Source organism: Streptococcus rupicaprae (assembly GCF_040545225.1).
GTDB lineage: Bacteria > Bacillota > Bacilli > Lactobacillales > Streptococcaceae > Streptococcus > Streptococcus rupicaprae.
The window spans coordinates 21,213-43,380 of sequence record NZ_JBEPLO010000022.1 but is presented as its reverse complement, the minus strand read 5'-3'; the positions used below and the strand labels follow the sequence as shown (position 1 = coordinate 43,380).

Sequence of the window (22,168 nt, the reverse complement as noted above, 5' to 3'; positions counted from 1 at the left end):
ATTATAATTATAAACCATGACATGAGAAAACGAGCATCTCCAACTGCGGAAATGCTCGTTTTTGTCTATTCTGAAACTAGTTTTTGCCCAGCCTCTTTAGTAAGTTTCCTGGAAAGGTTTGTGGTATTGGAATTGCCATTTTTTCTTCAATAGCACTTAGGGAGATAGCTTTTTATAATCGTTCATATCCATAAGTGAAGCACGTATGGACTGGTATCAAACGCCTTAAGTACTATCCAAATTTCAAGGGTTTGCCATAAGGTCAATCTCTTGCGGCTATTTTAGAAAATTTACGATGACTCAGGGGGAGTGTTAGACAGTTTGGATTTAGTCTGTCGAAGCTGATTTCCTAGAAATGAAGCGTAAACACTGCGGAGTGTATCGGTTTTGCCGTCTCTGTGCACCATTGCTTAGCTTCTCTACTGGCAATCCATCAACTGAATGTTATCTTTGTTCTCTTTTGAATCCAAAAATAGCTTAAGAAGTGCGATAAAAGTCACTTTTTAACTATGCAAAGTCACGTAGTCGTGAGGCGGACTATTTGAAGTTGGTGATAACGCTGACGTGGTTGTATCAAAAAAGTTACGGTTATTGTTGCAGTTGAGCGACATCAACGGCAACTCGTTCGTAAATTAACGTTTCAGATGAACCTTGAGACAGGAGGAGTGCTAGAAGGTTTTTTCATGATTTAGAGCTCTTTCCATGTTTTTTAGAAATGAAAGTTGTCATAGAGCATTGCTAAAATAATAACTTTTTGCTATACTAATCAGGTTAATGAAAAGGAGTGAAAAAATGAAAACTTTACCAAATTGTCCGCAATGCCAATCGCCCTATACCTACGAAGACGGTACTTTGTTGGTCTGTCCAGAATGTGCCTACGAGTGGGATCCTCAGGAAGTGACTGAAGAAGCAGGCTTGACGGTCAAAGATAGTAATGGCACGCTTTTGCAGGATGGTGATACTGTGACAGTCATCAAGGATCTGAAGGTCAAGGGTATGCCCAGGGATATCAAGCAGGGAACCCGCATTAAGAATATCCGCTTGGTTGAAGGTGACCACAATATCGACTGCAAGATCGATGGTTTTGGTGCTATGAAGCTCAAGTCAGAATTCGTGAAAAAAATCTAGCTATGAAAAAAGGACTACTTTTTTATCGTATTTTGCTCATCATGTTAGCTTTTTTAGGGGTTTACCTAGAGGTTGCTAAGTATGGTGGTCATATGTTTATGTATTATACAGTGCTTTCAAATGCTTTGGTTCTGGGGTTTATGCTTTACCTGGTCTATTTGATGCTAACACAGCCAGAGTCAGTCTGGGCTTCGAATAAGGTTTTGCGCTTGAAGGCTGGAGTGACCATGGCCATCATGATTACTCTGGTGATTTACCATATTTTATTGGCGCCGATTGCTGATAACTTTTGGCGGTTGGAGAATATTCTCTGCCATTATCTGGTGCCTGCGCTCATGTTTTTGGACACTTTGGTGGTTGATCGGCAAAGGCAGTATAGAGCTTACGACCCGATTCTTTGGGCCGTGACACCCTTGGTTTACTGTATTTTTGCCTTATTTAATGGGCTTGTCACCAAGATTCCTATCCCAGATGCCAAGGATAGTCCCTTCCCTTACTTTTTTGTCAATGTGACCAAGTACGGTTGGCCTTATGTTGGCCGCATGATTGCAATCATTTGCTTGGTCTATATCCTTAGCGGATACTTGCTTTATGGGATTAAGCAAATCAAACGGAAATAATCTAAGACCTTGCTAGAAATTTATCAGGCAAGGTTTTTAAGTCGGTAGAACTTACGAAGAACAGAATGGTGTTTTAGAACTTAACAGAAGTATTGCCATCCCAAGGTCATATTCTTTGAAAATCAAAGCCAGTTGTTATCAACTCGCTGCGAAAACTCCAGTTCTATCGTCAGTTTCGTTGCCTAGGCTATTATTGATTATTAATCTATTTTTTACCCGACATATTTGTGAGGAGAAAGTTTGTTTGCAGGCAACACTTTTCCATATATGCCGTGTGATTTTCAGATTAGAACTTGCAAAAAGAAGGCGATTTGTTATAATGTCTTTACAGAGAAAGTACAGGTCTATCTATTGAGAAAGGCTGTGAGAGAGGAAAGTTATGAAAGAAAAAGAGATTATTGATGACATGACCATGCAACGCGCCCTCACTCGGATTACCTATGAGATCATCGAGCGCAATAAAAATTTAAATCAGCTGGTTCTGGCTGGGATCAAGAGCCGTGGGGTGCATTTGGCCCAAAGAATTCAAGCTAGGTTGTTTGAATTAGAAGGGATTGAGGTGCCTTTGGCTGCTCTTGATACCAAGCCTTTTCGGGATGATTTTAAGGTAGAAGAAGACACGACTGAAGTAGCGACTGACATTAATGATCGTGATGTGATTTTGATAGATGACGTGCTCTACACTGGACGGACGATTCGTGCAGCCATTGATAATCTGGTTAGTCTTGGTCGCCCGGCACGTGTGAGTTTGGCAGTTTTAGTAGATCGTGGTCACAGGGAATTGCCGATTCGGCCTGACTACGTTGGGAAAAATATCCCAACCAGCCGTTCGGAAGAAATTGTGGTCAAGGTAGCTGAAGTTGATGGGGAGGACGCTGTTTACCTCTTGACGGCAGACTAGGTCGCAAAGGGATCCTCTCATTTATTTCGTTTGGAGCAAGTCAATGTGGGCTTGCTTTTCTAGGTTTCAGAAAGGGTTAAGCGAGTGAAAAAGGACATTATTGTCACGACGAGTTTTAAGCTGGATGAAGAGAAGCTGGCTGAGGCTCAGGCCTTGGCTGAGCGGCTAGTGCTGCCCTATCTTGCTAGAGAAAAATATGGGCTTGAGAAGTTGATCGGTGAGAAAGATGGGGCGCTGATCCTCTATAAAGATCGCCTGGTCTATCAGGATAGGAAGGGGCAGAGGTTCTTCTTCCACCCTGATACAGCGGTTCTGAGACTGAAGGCCCAACATGATCCCTTGCTGGAGTTGGTCGGTCAATCTCCCAAGAGAGTGCTGGACTGTACCATGGGTCTAGCAACAGATAGTCTGGTTTTGGCTGGTGGAGGCCACCAAGTCATCGCTTTGGAATCCCAATGGTTGACTTATACCCTTGTGCGGTACGGTTTGGAAAAGGGGGGCTATGCTAATGAGCGATTAGCGGAGGCGGTGTCTCGGTTACAGGTTCTTCATACGGAGAGTTTGACTTATTTGCAGGCACAGGAAAGCAATGCTTTTGACGTCATTTACTTTGATCCTATGTTCTCTGAGAGCATTCCAGAATCTGAGAACCTCAAGACCTTAGCTACTTTTGCGAATTTTTGTCCCCTGACGGAAGAACTCCTGGCTGAAGCTAAACGAGTGGCTAGCGAAAAAATTATTTTCAAGGGGCATTTTCGAGATCAGACTTTTGAGTGCTTGGGCTTCAAGCGTCATGTTCGTCCCAATCAAAAGTTTCACTATGGGGAGATTTCTAAGAAGTGACGTTTAAAGTAGCTACTGGCCTATGCAGGCAGGGAAACCTATAAAGCAGTAAACTGTCAAGTCGCTTTCTGGCTCGCTATGAAAGACTGAAAAGGATATGAAGAGGAAGTTGAGATCGTTTTCTCAGCTTTTTTGTTTGGAGGTATATTGAGAAATGGTTTCGGCAAGTGTGTCAAAGCAATGATTGGTTTTGATGCTTTTTGAAAGATTTTGCTCAAAAACGATTGACATTTCCAGTGTTTTTGGTATAATAGTGCTTGTAATCGATTTCAGGAGGTGGTAAAGATTCTCAAATCGGAACGCAAGCAACTTATTTTGGAGAAGATTGCAGTTGATCAGGTCGTCAGTCTGGAGGCTTTGGTCAGTTTGCTAGAGACCTCAGAGTCCACAGTTCGTAGGGACTTGGACGAATTGGAGCAGGCGGGGAAGCTTCGGCGTGTTCATGGTGGAGCAGAGAGTCTTCTACCTCTAGGACGTGAACTTAGCAATCTAGAGAAATCTGTCAAAAACATTCAAGAAAAGCAGAAAATTGCCCAAAGAGCAGAGAACTTGATTGAGGCGACAGATGTTTTCTTTATTGATGCTGGGACCACGACAGGTCTTTTGATCGAAGAACTGATCAAGCAGGAGTTGAGAGAAGTCACTGTCGTGACAAATTCGATTCATCATGCGGCTGTTCTGGTCGAAAATGGCTTTCGGACCATCATTATCGGTGGGCTAGTCAAAGAGCGCACCGATGCTAGTATCGGTAGCTTTGCCTTAGAGCAGATAAAGAGTCTTAACTTTGACAAGGCCTTTATCGGCATGAATGGTGTGGACAAGGATTACCTGACAACTCCAGACCCGGAAGAGGCTCTGATCAAGCAGACCATTATTGCAAATGCCAAGGAGACCTTTGTGTTAATAGATGCTTCCAAGCTTGGCCAATATGCCTTTGTCAAAGTGGCAGAGGTCGGTAAGGTGACTCTGATTACCAATCAGGATGATCAGGCCATTCTCCAAGAACTAAAAAAGAAAACGAGGGTGATAGAAGTATGATTTATACAGTCACGTTGAATCCTTCGATTGATTTTATCGTTAGGCTTGACCATGTCGAGGCTGGCGCTGTCAATCGAATGACCAGTGATGACAAATATGCTGGTGGTAAGGGAATCAATGTTAGCCGTATTTTACAGCGTTTAAACATTGCCAACATAGCCACGGGCTACATCGGTGGGTTTACAGGAGCCTTTATTGAGGACGTTCTACGTGAAGAAGGGATTGCAACGACTTTTGTGAGGGTGGAAGAGGATACCCGGATCAACGTCAAGATCAAAGCGGATCAAGAAACGGAGATCAATGGGACCGGCCCCTATATTTCAGAGGCCAAGGTCCAGGAATTGTTGGACCTCTTGGAACAGTTGACAGCTGATGATGTGGTGGTTTTTGCTGGCTCAGCGCCTGCTAACCTGGGCAATCAGATTTACAATCGTCTGATTCCTCTAGTTAAGGAAAGGGGTGCGGAGGTGGTCTGTGACTTTGAAGGCCAGACCTTGCTGGACAGTCTCGCCTATGAGCCGCTCTTGGTTAAGCCTAATAACCATGAGTTGGAAGCTATCTTTGGCGTCGAGTTGAACAGCTTAGACGATGTGGCCTACTACGGCCGTCAGATTTTGGACAAGGGCGCTAAAAATGTCATCGTGTCCATGGCTGGTGACGGAGCCCTCTTCATTACCCCAGAGGAGACCTACTTTGCCAAGCCGATCAAGGGTCAGGTGAAAAACTCTGTCGGAGCAGGCGACTCGATGGTGGCCGGCTTTACCGGAAGCCTTGTCCGAACAGGTGACCCAATCGAAGCCCTCAAATGGGGCGTGGCCTGCGGCACCGCAACTGCCTTCTCAGACGATTTGGCAGACAGTGACTTTATCAACCAATTATATCAACAAGTGGAGGTAGAAATCCGATGAAAATCCAGGATTTACTGAAAAAAGAACTCATGTTGCTTGACTTGCAAGCAACCACGAAAGAAGCAGCTATTGACGAAATGATTTCGACCTTGGTCGCTAAAGATGTTGTCAGCGATTTTGACACGTTCAAAGCTGGTATCATGAACCGTGAAGCTCAAATGACCACTGGTCTGGGTGACGGTATCGCTATGCCACATAGCAAGAACATTGCGGTACGTGATGCAGCAGTTCTCTTTGCCAAGTCAGCCAACGGTGTGGACTACGCCTCACTCGACGGTCAGCCAACGGACCTCTTCTTCATGATTGCAGCGCCAGAAGGCGCTAACGATACGCACCTGTCAGCTCTTGCTGAACTGTCTCAATACCTCTTGAAAGATGGTTTTGCAGCTAAACTGCGTGGTGCAAAAACAGCTGATGAGGTCATTGCGGTCTTTGACGCCGAAGCAGCAGATAAGGTGGAAGAAGTGGTTGCTGCACCAGCTACCAACCAAGACTTCATTGTTGCAGTGACAGCTTGTACAACAGGGATCGCCCACACTTACATGGCAGAAGAAGCGCTCAAAAAGACGGCAGCTGAAATGGGTGTTGGCATCAAGGTTGAAACCAACGGTGCATCAGGTGTCGGCAGCCGTTTGACCGCTGAAGATATCGCTAAAGCTAAAGGTGTCATCATCGCAGCAGACAAGGCTGTTGAGATGGATCGTTTCAACGGTAAACCATTGGTGCAACGTCCAGTCGCTGACGGTATCAAGAAAACACAAGAACTCATCAATATCATCCTTGATGGCAAGGCTGACAAGTATGTGGCAGCTAACGGTTCACAAGCGCAAGCAACTGCAAGCCCAACTAGCTTGGGTGGTGCCTTCTACAAACACCTCATGAGCGGTGTGTCGCAAATGCTACCATTCGTTATCGGTGGTGGTATCATCATCGCCTTGGCCTTCTTGATCGACGGCGCTCTGGGTGTGCCACAAGACAGCCTTGGTAGCTTAGGGTCATATAACCCATTGGCAGCTATCTTTATGAAAATCGGTGGTGCAGCCTTTGGCTTCATGTTGCCAATCTTAGCTGGTTACATCGCTTACTCTATCGCTGAAAAACCAGGTATGGCTGCTGGTTTCGTGGCAGGTGCCATTGCTTCTAGTGGTGCGGCGTGGAATAACCTTGAAGGGACTCCGTCAGGTTTCTTAGGTGCACTTGTTGGTGGTTTTGCAGCTGGTATGATTGTAAACTTCCTCAAAAAAGCCTTGTCTGTTCTACCAAAATCTATGGAAGGGATCAAGTCTATCCTTCTTTACCCACTCTTGGGCATTCTCTTGACAGGATTTGCCATGCTCTTCATCAATATCCCGATGTCAGGCATCAATACTTGGATGAACAACTTCCTTGCTGGTCTTGAAGGTAGTTCTGCAGTTCTGCTTGGCCTGGTCCTTGGTGGCATGATGGCTGTTGACATGGGTGGTCCAATCAACAAGGCGGCCTATGTCTTTGGTACAGGGACATTGGCAGCGACTGTGGCTAACGGTGGTTCTGTCGCTATGGCGGCGGTTATGGCTGGCGGTATGGTACCACCACTTGCCATCTTTGTCTCAACCCTTCTTTACAAAAACAAATTTACAGCAGAAGAGCGTAACTCTGGTCTGACCAACATCGTTATGGGTCTATCCTTCATTACTGAGGGAGCGATTCCGTTTGGTGCAGCTGACCCAGGTCGTGCGATTCCAAGCTTTATCGCAGGCTCTGCTCTTGCGGGTGCCTTGGTTGGTTTGGCTGGTATCAAGCTCATGGCGCCACACGGCGGTATCTTCGTGATTGCATTGACCAGCAACCCGATCCTCTACATTGCCTTCATCTTAATCGGTGCGGTGGTCTCAGGTGTCCTCTACGGCGCACTTCGTAAAACAAATTAAATAATCAGACAAGAGTAGTGAACTTAACCTAGCAAGTTTGCTACTTTTGCTTTATCATCCTGATAATTTATAGAAGTTTATGCCTTGAGAGCTTTTGATGATTTTAACGGTAGAAAAATGATGACCTTGTATGGTATAATGGTAAGAGTTTAAATGCACAAGAGGTGGAGAAGATGGAAATCAAACGCAAGCAGGAAATTGTCAACCAGTACCATTTTGATGCGCGAAATGCTGAATGGGAACAAAAAAATGGGGTTCCAAAGACCAAAGTCGAGGTGAATTTTCATTTGTTAAAACAAGACTATGAGGCCCACTCGACGCATTTGGTAGCAGTTGTGCGCTTTATGGTGGTCTTCAAGGATTTTGTGGTTTCTGGTGGCATTTCACAGGAAAATGAGGTGATTGGTCGAGTGGTAGACCAGCCGGGTGACTATAGTCAGGAAGAAATTCAAGAAATTTCGGCGCCGGTGCTGGATATGCTGAGACGTTTGACTTATGAAGTGACCGAAATTGCCTTTGACGCACCAGGTATTAACTTAGAGTTTTAGAGAGAGTATTTATGAAAGTAGCTGTAATTACTGACAACTCAGCTTTTTTGCCTGCTGAGTTGAGGCAACGTGAGGGATTATTTGTCCTAGATATTCCCATTACTATTCAAGGGGAGACCTATGTAGAAGGGGTTAACCTGACTACGGAGGACTTTTATGCCAAAATGGCGGCTAGTCCTGATTTGCCAACGACCAGCCAACCAAGCGTCGCAGAATTGGATGGCATCTTATCTGCCTTGCCAGAGCAGGGTTACACACATGTGATTGGTCTGTTTCTCTCTAGTGGGATTTCGGGTTTTTTCCAAAATATCCAATATTTGATAGAAGAACACAGTGACCTGACCATTGCTTTCCCAGATACTAAGATTACTGCGACGCCTTTAGGTGTCATGGCGCGTAATACATTAAACTGGGTTGAGGCATGTCTTGACTTTGAAACGATTTTAGATAAGTTGCAACAGATGATCGAGCAGACGACGGCCTTTATTATGGTAGATGATCTCAAACACTTGGTTAAGGGGGGGCGTCTGTCTAATGGTTCTGCTATTCTTGGGACGCTTTTGTCCATCAAGCCTATTCTCTATTTTAATGATGAAGGGGTCATCACGGTATATGAGAAGGTTCGCACGGAGAAAAAGGCAGTGAAGCGCTTGGTTGAGATTCTACAAGAGAATACGGGTGGTGGTGACTATGAAGTTTATATCCTTCATACCAATGCCCTTGAAAAAGCGCAGCACTTGCAAGAATTATTGACCGTGCTAGGTAAGACTACTCAGATTTCGCCGCTCAATAGTGTGATTGCGACCCATTTGGGAGAAGGTGCAGTCGCTATTGGCTATACCCCGATTGTGTAAGGAAATGATATGATTAAGGTTATTATTGCAGGTTTTTTAGGCAAGATGGGGTCGACAGCTGTCCAGATGGTACAGGCTGACCCTGAGCTACAGTTGGTCGGTCTCTTGGACCCCTTTGCGACTGAAAAAGAGGTTGACGGCGTGCCGGTCTTTACGGATAAGGCTGATTTGGTGGGCTTCTCTGCCGATGTTTGGGTGGACTTCACGACCCCTGCGGTCGCTTATGACAACACTCGCTTTGCTCTCGAGCAGGGTTTTGCCCCTGTCGTAGGGACGACTGGCTTTACCGAGGCACAAATCGCCGAGCTGATTGACTTGTCTCATCAGAAAAAGCTAGGCGGCTTGATTGCCCCTAACTTTGCGATTGGCGCTATCCTCTTGATGGAATTTGCCCAGAAAGCGGCCAAGTATTTCCCAGATGTGGAGATCATCGAGCTCCATCACGATAAGAAAAAAGATGCCCCATCAGGCACGGCCATTAAGACCGCAGAGCTCCTGCGTGAGACCCGTCAAGGCAAGTCACAAGGGGCTGCTGACGAAGAGGAATTGCTGGCAGGAGCACGTGGGGCGGAAGTGGACGGCATGCGGATTCATTCCGTGCGCTTGCCAGGTCTCGTTGCCCATCAGGAGGTCATCTTTGGGGCACAGGGGGAGGGTCTGACCCTTCGCCATGATTCCTATGACCGTGTATCCTTTATGAGCGGGATCAATATCGGGATTAAGGCTGTGGTCACGCGTGACCAACTTGTTTATGGATTAGAGACATTACTATGAGATTAACCAATCTGCCTTCTGAATTTCAGAAGGCTTTGCCAATTTTAGAGAAATTACAGGCGGCGGGCTACGAGGCTTATTTTGTGGGCGGTTCGGTTCGAGATGCCATTTTGGGACGACCCATTCATGACGTGGACATCGCCACCTCCAGCTATCCAGAAGAGACCAAGCAGATTTTCCCCCGAACAGTGGACATCGGTATTGAGCACGGGACGGTGCTGGTTCTGGACGGTGAGGCGGGCTATGAGGTGACGACCTTTCGTACGGAGGATGTCTATGTGGACTATCGCCGTCCGTCTGGTGTGACTTTTGTCCGCTCGCTGGAGGAGGACTTGCTGCGGCGGGATTTCACGGTCAACGCTTTTGCCCTCGATAGCAGCGGTCAGGTCATCGACCTCTTTGAGGGGCTGGCTGACCTTGACAATCGCCTGCTCCGTGCGGTTGGCGTGCCTGCCGAGCGCTTTCAGGAGGATGCCCTGCGGATCATGCGTGGCTTTCGCTTTGCAGCTAGCCTTGGCTTTACCCTTGAGCCTGCGACTTTTGGGGCAATGGCAGAGCTGGCACCCTTGCTAGCGAAGATTTCCGTGGAGCGGGTCTTTATCGAGTTTGACAAGCTCTTGACCGCACCGTTTTGGCAGGCTGGTTTAACCAGTCTGATAGCGAGTTGTGCCTATGACTTTCTGCCTGATATGGCTGAAAAAGGAGCAGAGCTTGAGACCTTGCGTGATGACTTCACTGAGGACTATCAATTTACCAGCTCCGAACAGGCGTGGGCTGCTCTGCTATTAGCCCTAAACATCAGAGACGTCAAACCCTTCCTGAAAAAATGGAAAACCTCCAATGATTTTCAGAAAGCTGTCGACCAGCTGGTGTCTGCCTACCGTGAGCGCTTGAGTGCGGAGCCCAGTCGTCAGCTGGTCTACCGCTATGGCAAGGACTGCCTACTTTTGGTGGAAGACCTCAGACAGGCCAAGGGCTTATCCAGCCAGCCAGCGCTGATCCAGCAATTAGACGAGGAGCTTCCTATCCATTCCAAGCAAGACATGGCTATCACCGGGCGAGCCCTGATCCAAGACTTCGGCATCACACCAGGTCCCCAGCTAGGCGACATTCTGGACGAACTGGAACGAGCAATTGTGGCAGGGGAAGTGGAGAATGAGCGGGAGGCTCTCGTAGCGTATTTGAGTAAGGAGACAAAGGATGAAGACTGAGCAAGAACAACGTCAAGAATTGCATTCTAAAATCTGGAAAATTGCCGATGATGTCCGCGGTGCTGTTGATGGCTGGGACTTTAAGCAATATGTTTTAGGTGTCTTATTTTACCGTTTCATCAGTGAAAACTTTGCTCACTATATCGGTGGCGGAGAATTAGACTATGCCAATGAGGTAACAGATGACCAGATTACCCCTGAGGTGATTGATGATGCGGTCAAAACCAAGGGCTACTTTATCAAACCAAGTGAGCTCTTTGCTAATGTCGTTAAATCAGCTCGGCAAAATGAGAACCTGAATACGAACTTAAAAGATATTTTTGATGCTATCGAAGGCAGTGCGGTTGGCTATGCTAGTGAGAATGATATTAAGGGCCTTTTTGATGATCTGGACACAAAAAGCAATCGTTTGGGGAATACTGTGGCTGAGAAAAACGCTCGTTTAGCAGATATTTTAGAGGGTATTGCTAGTCTTAGCTTTGGTCAGTTTGAGAACAATCAGATTGATCTTTTTGGTGATGCCTATGAGTTTTTAATCTCAAACTATGCCTCAAACGCTGGTAAGTCTGGCGGTGAGTTTTTTACCCCACAAAGTGTTTCCAAGTTATTGGCTAAAATTGTCATGCTAGGGAAAGATGAAACTAACCGCATCAATAAAATCTATGACCCAGCCTGTGGATCGGGCTCTCTCTTATTGCAGGCGAAGAAGCAGTTCAATGAGCATATTATTGAGGATGGGTTTTATGGTCAAGAAATCAATATGACCACCTATAACTTGGCTCGAATGAATATGTTTTTGCACAACATTAATTATGATAAATTCAGCATTGAGCGAGGCAACACGCTTCTTGACCCCAAACATGGCAACGACAAACCTTTTGATGCCATCGTCTCCAATCCACCTTATTCCATCAAGTGGGTTGGTTCAGATGACCCGACCTTGATTAACGATGATCGGTTTGCGCCAGCTGGGGTGCTTGCTCCTAAGTCCAAAGCAGACTTTGCCTTTATCATGCATAGCTTGTCTTACTTGTCGGCAAAAGGCAGAGCAGCTATTGTCACTTTTCCTGGTATTTTCTATCGTGGTGGTGCAGAGCAAAAGATTCGTCAATATTTGATTGATAGCAATGTTGTTGAAGCGGTTATCCAATTGCCAGACAATCTTTTCTTCGGGACGTCGATTGCTACTTGTATCTTGGTTTTGGCTAAAAATAAGCCGACGACAGATGTTTTCTTTATTGATGCCAGTAGGCAATTCAAGAAAGAAACCAATAACAATGTTCTAACGGAAGAACATATTGAAATTATTTTGGAAAGTTTTGCCTCGAAGTCTGTTGAACCTCATTTTTCAGCCCTAGTTCCTCAATCAAAAATTGTGGAAGAGGCTTACAATCTTTCAGTGTCCACCTATGTCGAAAAAGAAGACACACGGGAAAAAATTGATATCGTTCAACTCAATCAAGACATTGCAGAAACAGTCAAAAACATTGAACGACTTCGAGCTGAAATTGACCATATCGTCAAGGAGCTGAGCCATGAATGAAGTTATTATTTATCGGACTGAAGATGGTCAGTCAGCCATTGAATTGCATTTGGACAATGGAACGGTTTGGTTAAACCAGCAGGAGTTGGCGGAACTCTTTCAGACCACCAAACAGAATATCAGTAAGCACATTAGAGCGATTTTTTCTGACGGTGAGTTGGATGAGCAAGTGGTTGTCAACTATCAGTTGACAACCACTCAGCACGGTGCGATAGCTGGTAAAACACAATCGCGTCAAACAGCTTTTTATAACCTTGATATGATTTTAGCTCTGGGTTATCGGGTACGTTCGCCTCGTGGTGTCCAGTTTCGTCAGTATGCTTCAACTGTTTTGAAAGAGTATTTGGTTAAAGGCTTTGCCATGGATGACGATCGCTTAAAAAATCTTGGTGGCGGTTCTTACTTTAAGGAATTGCTTGAGCGGATTCGTGATATTCGTTCCAGTGAGAAAGTGTTTTACCGTCAGGTTTTGGACTTGTTTGCAACGGCAAGTGATTACAATCCTAGAAGCGCGGAAGCTCAGGCTTTTTTTGCGACTGTGCAAAATAAGCTCCATTATGCTATTCACCAACATACGGCCAGTGAATTGGTCTTTAAACGGGTAGATAGTGACAAGAACTTTATGGGGTTAAGAACGTTTAAGGGGGAATTGCCAACCTTGTCAGAGGCTCAGGTGGCAAAAAACTACCTTTCTGAGAAAGAGTTGCGAGGCCTTAATCAATTAGTTTCTGGGTATCTGGATTTTGCAGAACGCCAGGCAGAGCGTGAAGTGCTGATGACCATGGCTGATTGGGTCAAGCATGTCGATACTATTCTGGCAGCCACTGGAGAGCAGTTGCTGACCGACAAGGGCAGTGTGTCCCGTGAGCAAATGTTGGACAAGGTCACGATGGAATATCGAAAATATCAAACCAAGACCCTTAGTCAAGTTGAAAAGGATTACCTGGAGCAAATTAAGCAACTAGACGACCTAGCTAAGAAGGGAGGTGTCAAACCATGACCTCAATTGATGAGATGATAAAAGAACTTTGTCCAAATGGGGTAGAGTGGAAAGAGTTGGGGGACGTTTGTGAAATCGCTAACAGTAATCGTAGACCTGTAAAATCTAATCTAAGAGTGTCAGGTAATATTCCATATTATGGTGCAAATAACATACAAGACTATGTGCAAGGCTATACTCATGATGGTGAATATGTCCTAATTGCAGAAGATGGTTCAGCTAGTCTTGAAAATTATTCTATTCAATGGGCGAATGGTAAATTTTGGGCTAATAATCATGTGCATGTGGTGTGTGGAAAGTTTGAGTTACAAAATCGATTTCTATTCCACTACTTGAAGAAAATGGACTTTGCACCATATTTAAGTGGTTCCGGAAGAGCCAAATTAACAAAGGCAAAATTATTAAAAATCCCCCTTCCTCTCCCTCCTCTCAAAATCCAGAAAGAAATCGTTAATATACTTGACAAATTCACTGATTATGTTACAGAATTGACCACAGAATTGACCACAGAATTGACCTTACGTGAAAAGCAATATTCTTATTATCGGGATAAACTCTTGTCGTTTGAAGATGACGTGTACCAAGTGGAGTGGAAGACTCTTAAAGATGTAGCTAAGTTGAAAAATGGTAGAGACTGGAAACATCTTGCTAGTGGCTTAGTTCCAGTTTTTGGAAGTGGTGGAGCTATGGGAGAATTTGTTTCAGTATATTCTTATAATCAGCCGACTGTTTTAATTCCAAGGAAAGGTTCGATTTCAAATTTATTTTATCTTGAAGATCCGTTTTGGAATGTTGATACCATTTATTACACTGAAATTGACAATAGTCAAATTATTCCTCGCTATTTTTACCACTATTTGACAACAGTTGATTTAGAGAGCTTGTCAACGAATCCAACAAGACCAAGTTTAACTCAGGCTATTCTGGATAAAATAGAAATTCCAGTACCTTCTATTGATATCCAATCCCGCATTGTCCAAGTTTTAGACAACTTCGATACGGTTTGTAATGACCTTAACATTGGACTGCCCAAGGAGATTAATCTTCGTCAAAAGCAGTACGAATTTTTTAGAGATAAACTCTTGACCTTCACCGCCGAAGGCGTGTATACTGACAGTACAGACAAGACCTGATTAGGCTCTTAACTTGGGTCTTTGGACCGATACGAGTGGAGTTGAGGGCGATTGCTACCATTCAACGAGGTGCTTCACCCCGACCGATTGCTCGTTTTATTACTGATGATAAATTAGGTATTCCTTGGATAAAGATTGGAGATACGGTACCGGGTTCTAAGTACATTGTGAATACTGAGCAGAGAATTACAGAAGAAGGTGCCAAGAAATCACGACAGTTGAAAAAGGTGATTTTATCATGTCAAATTCAATGAGTTATGGCCGTCCCTATATTTTAGCGATTGACGGGGCTATCCATGATGGCTGGGCTTCGATTAGTGAATTTCAGGAAATTATCAATTCAGATTTTTTGTACTACTCTCTGTCATCTCAGAGGGTTCAAGATTATTGGGATAATAATATCAATAGTGGTTCAGTGAGCAATCTTAATTCAGAGATTATCAAATCGTTACAAATTGTTTTACCTGCATTTTCGGAACAGGAACGAGTCGTTAGTGTGCTTGATAAGTTTGACATGATAACGGGAAATCTATCTCAAGGCTTACCTAAGGAAATAGATGGTCGTCAAAAAGCAGTACGAGTACTGGCGAAGTCAGCTCTTTAGTTTGATTGAGCCTTGATTTTTAAGAGTTTTTTTGATAGACTAATAATGCCTGTAAGGAAAGCTTACAGTAACAGAGATTTAGACGTGACGTGTGCTATAATGATGACAGAAGCAGAGCTTGTGTTGTTAGCACTCGTACTCCTCTTCGGAGTACTTTTGTACTACACAGCGTTTCAGTGCCTAGTGGACAATTCTCTGGCGCGCCAGAGGCCATGGCCTCTCGATACAAATCCAGCAATAATTCATCACGGAGGACAGCTCGAAATGAAGATGACACCACTACATTTGATATTCCCATTGGAGATGAAGTTACGCTTGCATTTAATAGTCGGTGCTTGATAATAAAGTGTGCAATATTGAACGTTTTATCTAGGAACACCGACCTAGTGTTCAATATTGCTCCTTTTGTTTTTAGACAAATGATTGATTTTTCAAAATATACCGTTAAACCTTATAAGCATATTGATAAAAAGATTTCATTTTCAAAAGTTAAAGACTATGTTTTGAATCCTGATATGATTTCGAAGCATAGTTTTTTGCCATTTATTCATCATATCTTAACAGTGGAGAAATTTATAGGTTACTGTTCTCCTAACCAATCGCCTATCAAAGAGAAATTACGAGCTATTTATTATGCAGGTCATTTAGACAGTTATATTTATCGGTATTATAGTGATCTCTTAAACGAAGCATATAATCAGTGGGTGGTAGAAAATGGACTGGATAAGCTTTCTGTGGCTTATCGAACTAATAAGATTGCTCAGTCAAGTATTAATTTTAGTGCTCATGCGATTGCTAGAATTGTTGATACAGAAAGTAGCCTAATTGTCATTGGGGATTTTGAAAGTTATTTTGATACATTAGACCATACCCTTTTGAAAAATAGATTGAAGACAGTTTTAAACACTGATTACTTATCGAAAGATTGGCACAATGTTTTTAAGTCCTTAACAAAATTTGGTTATGTGCCTAAGGAAAGACTAGATGAACTCGACACAGAGGTACAGGGAGCTTATTTTCATCATTTACGTGAATTTAGAGCGTACCAGAGCAAACATAAGATATGCTCAAATCAAAATTCTTTTGGTATTCCTCAAGGTAGTCCAATTAGTGGTGTTTTGGCTAATGTTTATGCTATTGATTTTGATAGGGAAATGGCTGAACTTGCTCAGCAATATGAGGGCTATTACCAACGCTATTCTGATGATTTTATTCTCATTTTACCGATTACGTTTAGTGATAAAAAACAGGTACAGTCAATTAGTAGTCAGATAGTAGATAAAATAGAGTATTTAGCAGATGAGAATCGTATTCGGATTCAGAAGACAAAACTGAATTGCGCATTATATCATCAGAATCAGATGGTAGAAATTACTGGCGACCAGCCTACTCATATTGATTATTTAGGATTTACCTTCGATGGGGATTCTGTAAAAATGAGACAGAAAAGTATCGGGAAATTTTATAGAAAAGCTAGACGGCTGATTCGTCACGCTCATAAGGTAAAAATCACTAAAAAGATGAAAAAGTTACCATATCGTCATAAAATTTATTCTCTTTATACAGATTTCGGAGTTTCTGAAACATATAGGAGCAATTTTATTGACTATGCCAAACGAGCTCAACTAATTTTTGATAATATTTCTCCGAAGACGAAAAACTTGATGATGGAACAGCTTAAAAATCGTAAAAAAATTATTGAAAGGGAGCTTGGGTACAAGATTCATTCAAAAATATAGGAGCAGGAAATGACTAATAATCTAGCAAAGACGAGTGTTATTGTCGAAACCAACAACTTCATCGTTTTAGAAAAATACACTAAGATTGAACAGACCAGTAGCTACCAGACAGAAAGTGATTTGGAGCGAGAGCTGGTTAGTGATTTGCAGGCTCAGGGTTATGAGTACCGCCCAGACCTACGGACAGCTGATAGCTTGCTGGTCAACCTTCGTGAGCAGTTGCAGGGACTCAATAGCGTGACTTTTACAGATGCTGAGTGGCAGAGGCTCTTGTCTGAATACCTCAACAAGCCCAGTGAGGGTGTCATTGAGCGAACAAGAAAGCTACACGACGACCATGTCTATGATTTTATCTTTGACGATGGTCATATCCAGAACATCTACCTCTGGGACAAGAAAGTTGTTTCCAGAAACAAGGTTCAGGTTATCAACCAGCTGGCACAGACAGGCACAAGCTTCAATCGTTATGATGTGACCATCCTGGTCAACGGTCTGCCCTTAGTGCAGATTGAGCTGAAAAAGCGTGGGGTCTCCATTCGTGAGGCGTTCAACCAGATTCATCGGTACAGCAAGGAATCCTTCAACGAAGAGGAGTCCCTCTTCAAGTACCTGCAAATTTTTGTCATTTCAAACGGAACAGATAGCCGTTACTTTGCCAATACGACTAAGCGGGATAAAAACTCCTTTGATTTTACTATGGACTGGGCTCTGAAAAATAATAACCCCATCAAGGACCTGAAGGATTTTACAGCAACCTTTTTGGACAAGATGACCCTGCTCAATGTTTTGATTAACTACTCTGTCTTTGACACTAGCAATACCTTACTTATCATGCGTCCTTACCAGATTGCGGCAACGGAGAGGATCATCTGGAAAATCCGCTCTGCGATTGCTTCCAAGATAAAAAGTGGTCCAGAGACGGGTGGCTACATATGGCACACGACGGGTTCAGGTAAGACGCTGACTTCCTTTAAGGCAGCGAGACTGGCGACTCAGATTGACGAGGTGGATAAAGTCTTCTTTGTGGTTGACCGTAAGGATTTAGACTACCAGACAATGAAGGAATATCAGAAGTTTTCGCCGGATTCCGTCAATGGGTCGGAGAGTACGGCTGGACTCAAGCGTAACCTCGATAAAATGGATGACAAAATCATCGTGACGACCATTCAGAAACTCAATAATCTGATGAAGAGCGAGGAACAGCATGCGATTTATCAGCAACAGGTGGTCTTTATCTTTGATGAGTGCCATCGTTCACAGTTTGGCGAGGCTCAGAAAAACCTGCGTAAGAAGTTTAAGAAGTTTTGCCAGTTTGGCTTTACGGGAACGCCAATTAAGGTTGAAAATGCCTTAGGTAGTGAAACAACTGCTTCTGTCTTTGGCGAGGAGCTTCATGCTTATGTGATTACCGATGCTATTCGTGACCAAAAAGTCTTGAAGTTCATGGTGGATTATAACGACGTTCGCCCTCAGTTCCGAGACTTGGAAACCGAGCAGGACGTAGAGAAACTCTCCGCCATCGAAAATCGGAAAGCCCTACTTCATCCGATACGGATTCGGGAGATTTCACGCTATATTCTGGAAAATTTCAACCAGAAAACCCATCGAAATGCGGGTAGTGGCTTCAATGCTATGTTTGCTGTGTCTAGTGTTGAAGCAGCTAAGCTCTATTATGCTGAATTGAAAGAACAGCAGGAGGGGCGAGAGAGACCATTAAAAATCGCGACTATTTTTTCATATGCAGCTAACGAAGAACAATCTGCTATTGGGGACATTGTTGACGAGACCTTTTCACCATCTGATATGTCCGATAAGAGTAGTAAGGAATTTTTGGCTGCTTGTATTGTTGATTATAATAAGCTTTTTGGCACCAATTTTACCATTAACGGAAATGATTTCCAAAATTACTATCGTGACTTGGCAAAGCGGGTCAAGAACAAGGAAGTAGACTTGCTGATTGTGGTGGGCATGTTCTTAACAGGTTTTGATGCACCAACCTTGAATACGCTCTTTGTCGACAAGAATTTGCGTTATCATGGCTTGATTCAAGCTTTTTCACGCACCAATAGAATTTATGATGCTACTAAGCCTTTTGGAAATATTGTAACCTTCCGTGATTTGGAAAAGGCGACGACAGATGCCATTAAATTGTTTGGCAAGACAGAGACAGTAGAAGTTTTGCTGGAACGAGCTTACGAGGATTACCTCAATGGCTATCTGGATGGTGGTGAGAATCGGAAAGGGTACCTGGCAGTGGTTCAGGAATTGAAGGAACGCTTCCCAGAACCTGATAAGATTGAGAAAGAATCTGATAAGAAAGACTTTGTCAAGCTCTTTGGAGAATTCTTGAAACTGGACAATATCTTGCAGAACTATGATAATTTTGCTAGCTTGAGAGCAGTTCAAACGGTTGATTTTGAAGATGCTGAATCTGTCAAAGTCTTCCAAGACCAGTACCATTTGACAGATGAACAAGTCTCTGATCTGGCTCAGATGGACTTGCCTACTGCTAGAGAAGTCCAAGATTATAAGTCTACCTATAATGATATTAGGGAATGGATTCGCCGTGAACGGCAGGAGGGTCAAGACAAGGAATTTGATGACCGTTGGAGCGATGTCACCTTTGAAGTGGAGTTGCTAAAATCTCAAGAAATTAATCTGGACTATATCTTGGAGCTAATTTTTGAAGCTAATAAAAAGATTAGTGATAAAGATGTTTTGGTTGAGGAAATCCGTCGGACTGTTCGGGCTAGTCTGGGAAACCGTGCTAAGGAGAGTCTAATTGTCGCCTTTATCCATCAGACGGATTTGAATAGCATTGTCAGCAAGGCAGATATTATCGACCAATTCTTCCAATTTGCTCAAAAAGAGCAGGCTAAGGAGGTGGCTGAATTGATTGAGGAAGAAAACCTCAATGAAGATAGTGCCAAACGCTATATTTCAACCTCTTTGAAACATGAATTTGCCAGCGAGAACGGTAATGCGCTCAATGAAACCCTGCCCAAGATGAGCCCACTCAATCCAGCCTACCGTAGAAAAAAGCAGACTGTTTTTCAGAAAATTTCTGCCCTCGTTGAAAAATTTAAGGGTGTTGGCGGGCGATTGTAAAATATGCTATAATAGAAACAACAAGGTGTGCTTAGTGACAAGCATGCCTTAAACTTTTCATATTTGCCATAAGACAATTAAAAGAAAGATTAATTTCATGTCAAACTTTATCATCGAACATTTAACTAAGTCCGTCGGGGACAAGACGGTTTTTCGGGACATCAGTTTTATCGTCCATGAGCTGGATCGGATTGGGCTGATTGGGGTCAACGGTACAGGCAAGACCACGCTCCTTGACGTTCTGTCGGGGCGGTCTGGCTTTGACGGCGACCGCTCGCCCATGACCGCTGCCAAGGGCTACACCATCAGTTACCTGACCCAAGAGCCTGATTTTGACGACAGCAAGTCCGTATTAGACACGGTGCTGTCATCGGAGTTACGGGAAATAGCAGTGCTGAAACGCTATGAAGCGCTGCTCCTCGACTACTCAGAAGAGAGCCAGAAAGAACTGGAAAAGGTCATGGCAGAGATGGATGCCCTGGACGTCTGGTCGATCGAGAGCGAGGTCAAAACGGTCCTGAGCAAGTTAGGAATTACAGATTTGCAAGCCACCGTCGGCTCCCTGTCAGGGGGGCTGCGTCGTCGGGTCCAACTGGCTCAGGTGCTCCTGTCAGACAGTGACCTCTTGCTCCTTGACGAGCCGACTAACCATCTGGACATCGACACCATCGCTTGGCTGACCAACTACCTCAAGACCAGCAAGAAGACCGTCCTTTTCATCACCCACGACCGCTATTTCTTGGACAATGTGGCGACTCGCATCTTTGAGCTGGCTAATAGCTCCCTTACTGAGTATCAGGGCAACTACCAAGACTATGTGCGCCTGCGGGCAGAACAGGACGAGCGAGAGGCGGCCAGTCTACACAAGAAAAAGCAACTCTACAAGCAGGAGCTGGAGTGGATGCGTCGCCAGCCGCAGGCGCGTGCAACCAAGCAACAAGCTCGTATCAATCGCTTCCATGAGCTGAAAGGGGATTTGGCGACCACGACTACCAATACAGAGTTGGACATCACCTTTGAAACCAGTCGGATTGGCAAGAAAGTTATCAACTTTGAGCAGGTCAGCTTTGCCTATGACGACAAGCCGATTTTGAGCAATTTTAATCTGCTCATTCAAAACAAGGACAGGATTGGGATTGTCGGGGACAATGGGGTCGGCAAGTCAACCCTGCTCAACCTGATTAGCGGGGACTTACAAGCCACAGCTGGGACGGTTGACATGGGTGAGACTGTGCGGGTTGGCTACTTCTCGCAAAATCTTAAGGGGATGGACGAGAGCAAGCGGGTCATCAACTACCTGCAAGAGGTGGCAGACGAGGTTAAGACAACTGTCGGAACGACCAGCATTTCCGAGCTTTTGGAGCAGTTTCTCTTCCCTCGCTCAACTCATGGCACCCAGATTGCCAAGCTGTCTGGTGGCGAGAAAAAACGGCTCTATCTCTTGAAAATTTTGATTGAAAAGCCCAATGTTCTGCTCCTAGACGAGCCGACCAACGACCTTGATATTGCTACCTTGACGGTGCTGGAGAGCTTCTTGGCTGGCTTTGCTGGTCCTGTGATTACGGTTAGTCACGACCGCTATTTCCTTGACAAGGTGGCGACCAAGATTCTAGCTTTTGAGGCTGGCGGTGTCAGGGAGTTCTTCGGTAACTACACCGATTATCTGGATGAAAAGGCTTTTGAGCTGGACAGCTCTGCGATTGCCCCAAAAACGGAAAAACCAAAGGCAGAAAAGGAAAAAGCCGAGCGCAAGCGCATGTCTTACTTTGAGAAGCAGGAGTGGGCGGTCATCGAGCAGGAGATTGAAGCTTTGGAGGAGCGGATTGCGGCCATCGGTGAGGAGATGCTCCAGCACGGCTCGGACTTTGGCAAGTTGTCGGACCTGCAGCGGGAATTGGATGAGAAGAACGACCAACTCTTGGAGAAATACGAGCGGTATGAGTATCTCAGTGAGTTGGAGGGGTAAGTGTTTGAAAAGTGAGGAGTTACTTCAAGCTGTTGATGGTTTACTAGATATCATGAAAGTTCATGGAAATGGTGGCTTCACTCTTCAACAGGATATGCTAGAATGGTTACATGAAAAATTATCATCTGGCATAGATCTTGAGACTATTGATAAGGCAGATTTTTTGAGATTGTTTTACAATGGAAAAGAAAATTTCTCAGCTTTTCATGTCCTTCTTGATAACAAAACTGAAATAAACTGTGTGAATGAAATTATTGCAAACTATCAAGCTACCCTTTGGAGTTTTTTGAAAGCGGATAGGTCATGATGCTTCCCCATCATCCGATAACCGTATCTGCCA

The 22,168-nt window shown here is 44.2% G+C and carries 19 protein-coding genes; all 19 read left to right on the top strand.

The window, feature by feature from the left end; all coding sequences use genetic code 11:
- Window positions 1-792 precede the first annotated feature (792 nt).
- Entirely contained in the window at window positions 793-1,128 is a 336-nt protein-coding gene (locus tag ABID29_RS09325) for a zinc ribbon domain-containing protein YjdM (RefSeq protein WP_354365886.1), read from the top strand.
- Between the two features lie 2 nt (window positions 1,129-1,130).
- Window positions 1,131-1,748, top strand: coding sequence for a Pr6Pr family membrane protein (locus tag ABID29_RS09320; protein ID WP_354365885.1), 618 nt, complete (start codon window positions 1,131-1,133; stop codon window positions 1,746-1,748).
- Between the two features lie 379 nt (window positions 1,749-2,127).
- Window positions 2,128-2,649: a bifunctional pyr operon transcriptional regulator/uracil phosphoribosyltransferase PyrR gene (gene pyrR / locus ABID29_RS09315; RefSeq protein ID WP_354365884.1), complete on the top strand. Its 522-nt coding sequence runs from the start codon at window positions 2,128-2,130 to the stop codon at window positions 2,647-2,649.
- A gap of 96 nt (window positions 2,650-2,745) precedes the next feature.
- Window positions 2,746-3,492 (top strand): class I SAM-dependent methyltransferase, encoded by a 747-nt coding sequence (locus tag ABID29_RS09310; RefSeq protein ID WP_354365887.1) that lies wholly within the window; start codon window positions 2,746-2,748, stop codon window positions 3,490-3,492.
- Between the two features lie 276 nt (window positions 3,493-3,768).
- Complete coding sequence (locus tag ABID29_RS09305) at window positions 3,769-4,530, top strand: DeoR/GlpR family DNA-binding transcription regulator (RefSeq protein ID WP_354365883.1); 762 nt, start codon at window positions 3,769-3,771, stop codon at window positions 4,528-4,530.
- Window positions 4,527-5,438 carry a 1-phosphofructokinase gene (gene pfkB, locus ABID29_RS09300; protein WP_354365882.1) on the top strand — a complete coding sequence of 304 codons (912 nt, stop codon included), beginning with the start codon at window positions 4,527-4,529 and terminating at the stop codon, window positions 5,436-5,438. Before ABID29_RS09305 ends, pfkB begins: the two co-directional genes overlap by 4 nt.
- Entirely contained in the window at window positions 5,435-7,348 is a 1,914-nt protein-coding gene (locus ABID29_RS09295) for a PTS fructose transporter subunit IIABC (RefSeq protein WP_354365881.1), read from the top strand. The genes pfkB and ABID29_RS09295 overlap by 4 nt, the downstream gene beginning before the upstream one ends.
- 173 nt (window positions 7,349-7,521) lie before the next feature.
- On the top strand, window positions 7,522-7,896 hold the full coding sequence (locus ABID29_RS09290; RefSeq protein ID WP_354365880.1) for a DUF1149 family protein: 375 nt from the start codon (window positions 7,522-7,524) through the stop codon (window positions 7,894-7,896).
- Window positions 7,897-7,907: 11 nt separating this feature from the next.
- Window positions 7,908-8,750, top strand: coding sequence for a DegV family protein (locus ABID29_RS09285; protein ID WP_354365879.1), 843 nt, complete (start codon window positions 7,908-7,910; stop codon window positions 8,748-8,750).
- Between the two features lie 9 nt (window positions 8,751-8,759).
- Window positions 8,760-9,524, top strand: coding sequence for a 4-hydroxy-tetrahydrodipicolinate reductase (dapB, locus tag ABID29_RS09280; RefSeq protein ID WP_354365878.1), 765 nt, complete (start codon window positions 8,760-8,762; stop codon window positions 9,522-9,524).
- Window positions 9,521-10,735 carry a CCA tRNA nucleotidyltransferase gene (locus ABID29_RS09275; RefSeq protein WP_354365877.1) on the top strand — a complete coding sequence of 405 codons (1,215 nt, stop codon included), beginning with the start codon at window positions 9,521-9,523 and terminating at the stop codon, window positions 10,733-10,735. The genes dapB and ABID29_RS09275 overlap by 4 nt, the downstream gene beginning before the upstream one ends.
- Complete coding sequence (locus tag ABID29_RS09270; protein WP_354365876.1) at window positions 10,725-12,278, top strand: type I restriction-modification system subunit M; 1,554 nt, start codon at window positions 10,725-10,727, stop codon at window positions 12,276-12,278. The genes ABID29_RS09275 and ABID29_RS09270 overlap by 11 nt, the downstream gene beginning before the upstream one ends.
- The gene (locus ABID29_RS09265; protein ID WP_354365875.1) at window positions 12,271-13,278 is read left to right on the top strand and encodes a virulence RhuM family protein; all 1,008 of its coding nucleotides are present in this window, start codon (window positions 12,271-12,273) and stop codon (window positions 13,276-13,278) included. Before ABID29_RS09270 ends, ABID29_RS09265 begins: the two co-directional genes overlap by 8 nt.
- The gene (locus ABID29_RS09260; protein ID WP_354365874.1) at window positions 13,275-14,411 is read left to right on the top strand and encodes a restriction endonuclease subunit S; all 1,137 of its coding nucleotides are present in this window, start codon (window positions 13,275-13,277) and stop codon (window positions 14,409-14,411) included. Before ABID29_RS09265 ends, ABID29_RS09260 begins: the two co-directional genes overlap by 4 nt.
- 238 nt (window positions 14,412-14,649) lie before the next feature.
- Complete coding sequence (locus tag ABID29_RS09255) at window positions 14,650-15,015, top strand: restriction endonuclease subunit S (protein ID WP_354365873.1); 366 nt, start codon at window positions 14,650-14,652, stop codon at window positions 15,013-15,015.
- 386 nt (window positions 15,016-15,401) lie between these two features.
- Entirely contained in the window at window positions 15,402-16,754 is a 1,353-nt protein-coding gene (locus ABID29_RS09250) for a reverse transcriptase domain-containing protein (RefSeq protein ID WP_354365872.1), read from the top strand.
- A gap of 9 nt (window positions 16,755-16,763) precedes the next feature.
- Entirely contained in the window at window positions 16,764-19,862 is a 3,099-nt protein-coding gene (locus ABID29_RS09245) for a type I restriction endonuclease subunit R (RefSeq protein ID WP_354365871.1), read from the top strand.
- A 97-nt stretch (window positions 19,863-19,959) separates the two neighbouring features.
- On the top strand, window positions 19,960-21,828 hold the full coding sequence (locus ABID29_RS09240) for an ABC-F family ATP-binding cassette domain-containing protein (protein ID WP_354365870.1): 1,869 nt from the start codon (window positions 19,960-19,962) through the stop codon (window positions 21,826-21,828).
- Between the two features lie 4 nt (window positions 21,829-21,832).
- Window positions 21,833-22,135, top strand: a complete 303-nt coding sequence (locus ABID29_RS09235) for a hypothetical protein (protein WP_354365869.1) — start codon at window positions 21,833-21,835, stop codon at window positions 22,133-22,135.
- Window positions 22,136-22,168 lie beyond the last annotated feature (33 nt).

Coding starts and splice junctions, on each gene's coding strand:
- ABID29_RS09325 (WP_354365886.1), top strand. CDS start 793: ATGAAAACTTTACCAAATTGTCCGCAATGCCAATCGCCCTATACCTAC.
- ABID29_RS09320 (WP_354365885.1), top strand. CDS start 1,131: ATGAAAAAAGGACTACTTTTTTATCGTATTTTGCTCATCATGTTAGCT.
- pyrR (WP_354365884.1), top strand. CDS start 2,128: ATGAAAGAAAAAGAGATTATTGATGACATGACCATGCAACGCGCCCTC.
- pfkB (WP_354365882.1), top strand. CDS start 4,527: ATGATTTATACAGTCACGTTGAATCCTTCGATTGATTTTATCGTTAGG.
- ABID29_RS09295 (WP_354365881.1), top strand. CDS start 5,435: ATGAAAATCCAGGATTTACTGAAAAAAGAACTCATGTTGCTTGACTTG.
- ABID29_RS09290 (WP_354365880.1), top strand. CDS start 7,522: ATGGAAATCAAACGCAAGCAGGAAATTGTCAACCAGTACCATTTTGAT.
- ABID29_RS09285 (WP_354365879.1), top strand. CDS start 7,908: ATGAAAGTAGCTGTAATTACTGACAACTCAGCTTTTTTGCCTGCTGAG.
- dapB (WP_354365878.1), top strand. CDS start 8,760: ATGATTAAGGTTATTATTGCAGGTTTTTTAGGCAAGATGGGGTCGACA.
- ABID29_RS09275 (WP_354365877.1), top strand. CDS start 9,521: ATGAGATTAACCAATCTGCCTTCTGAATTTCAGAAGGCTTTGCCAATT.
- ABID29_RS09270 (WP_354365876.1), top strand. CDS start 10,725: ATGAAGACTGAGCAAGAACAACGTCAAGAATTGCATTCTAAAATCTGG.
- ABID29_RS09265 (WP_354365875.1), top strand. CDS start 12,271: ATGAATGAAGTTATTATTTATCGGACTGAAGATGGTCAGTCAGCCATT.
- ABID29_RS09260 (WP_354365874.1), top strand. CDS start 13,275: ATGACCTCAATTGATGAGATGATAAAAGAACTTTGTCCAAATGGGGTA.
- ABID29_RS09255 (WP_354365873.1), top strand. CDS start 14,650: ATGTCAAATTCAATGAGTTATGGCCGTCCCTATATTTTAGCGATTGAC.
- ABID29_RS09245 (WP_354365871.1), top strand. CDS start 16,764: ATGACTAATAATCTAGCAAAGACGAGTGTTATTGTCGAAACCAACAAC.
- ABID29_RS09240 (WP_354365870.1), top strand. CDS start 19,960: ATGTCAAACTTTATCATCGAACATTTAACTAAGTCCGTCGGGGACAAG.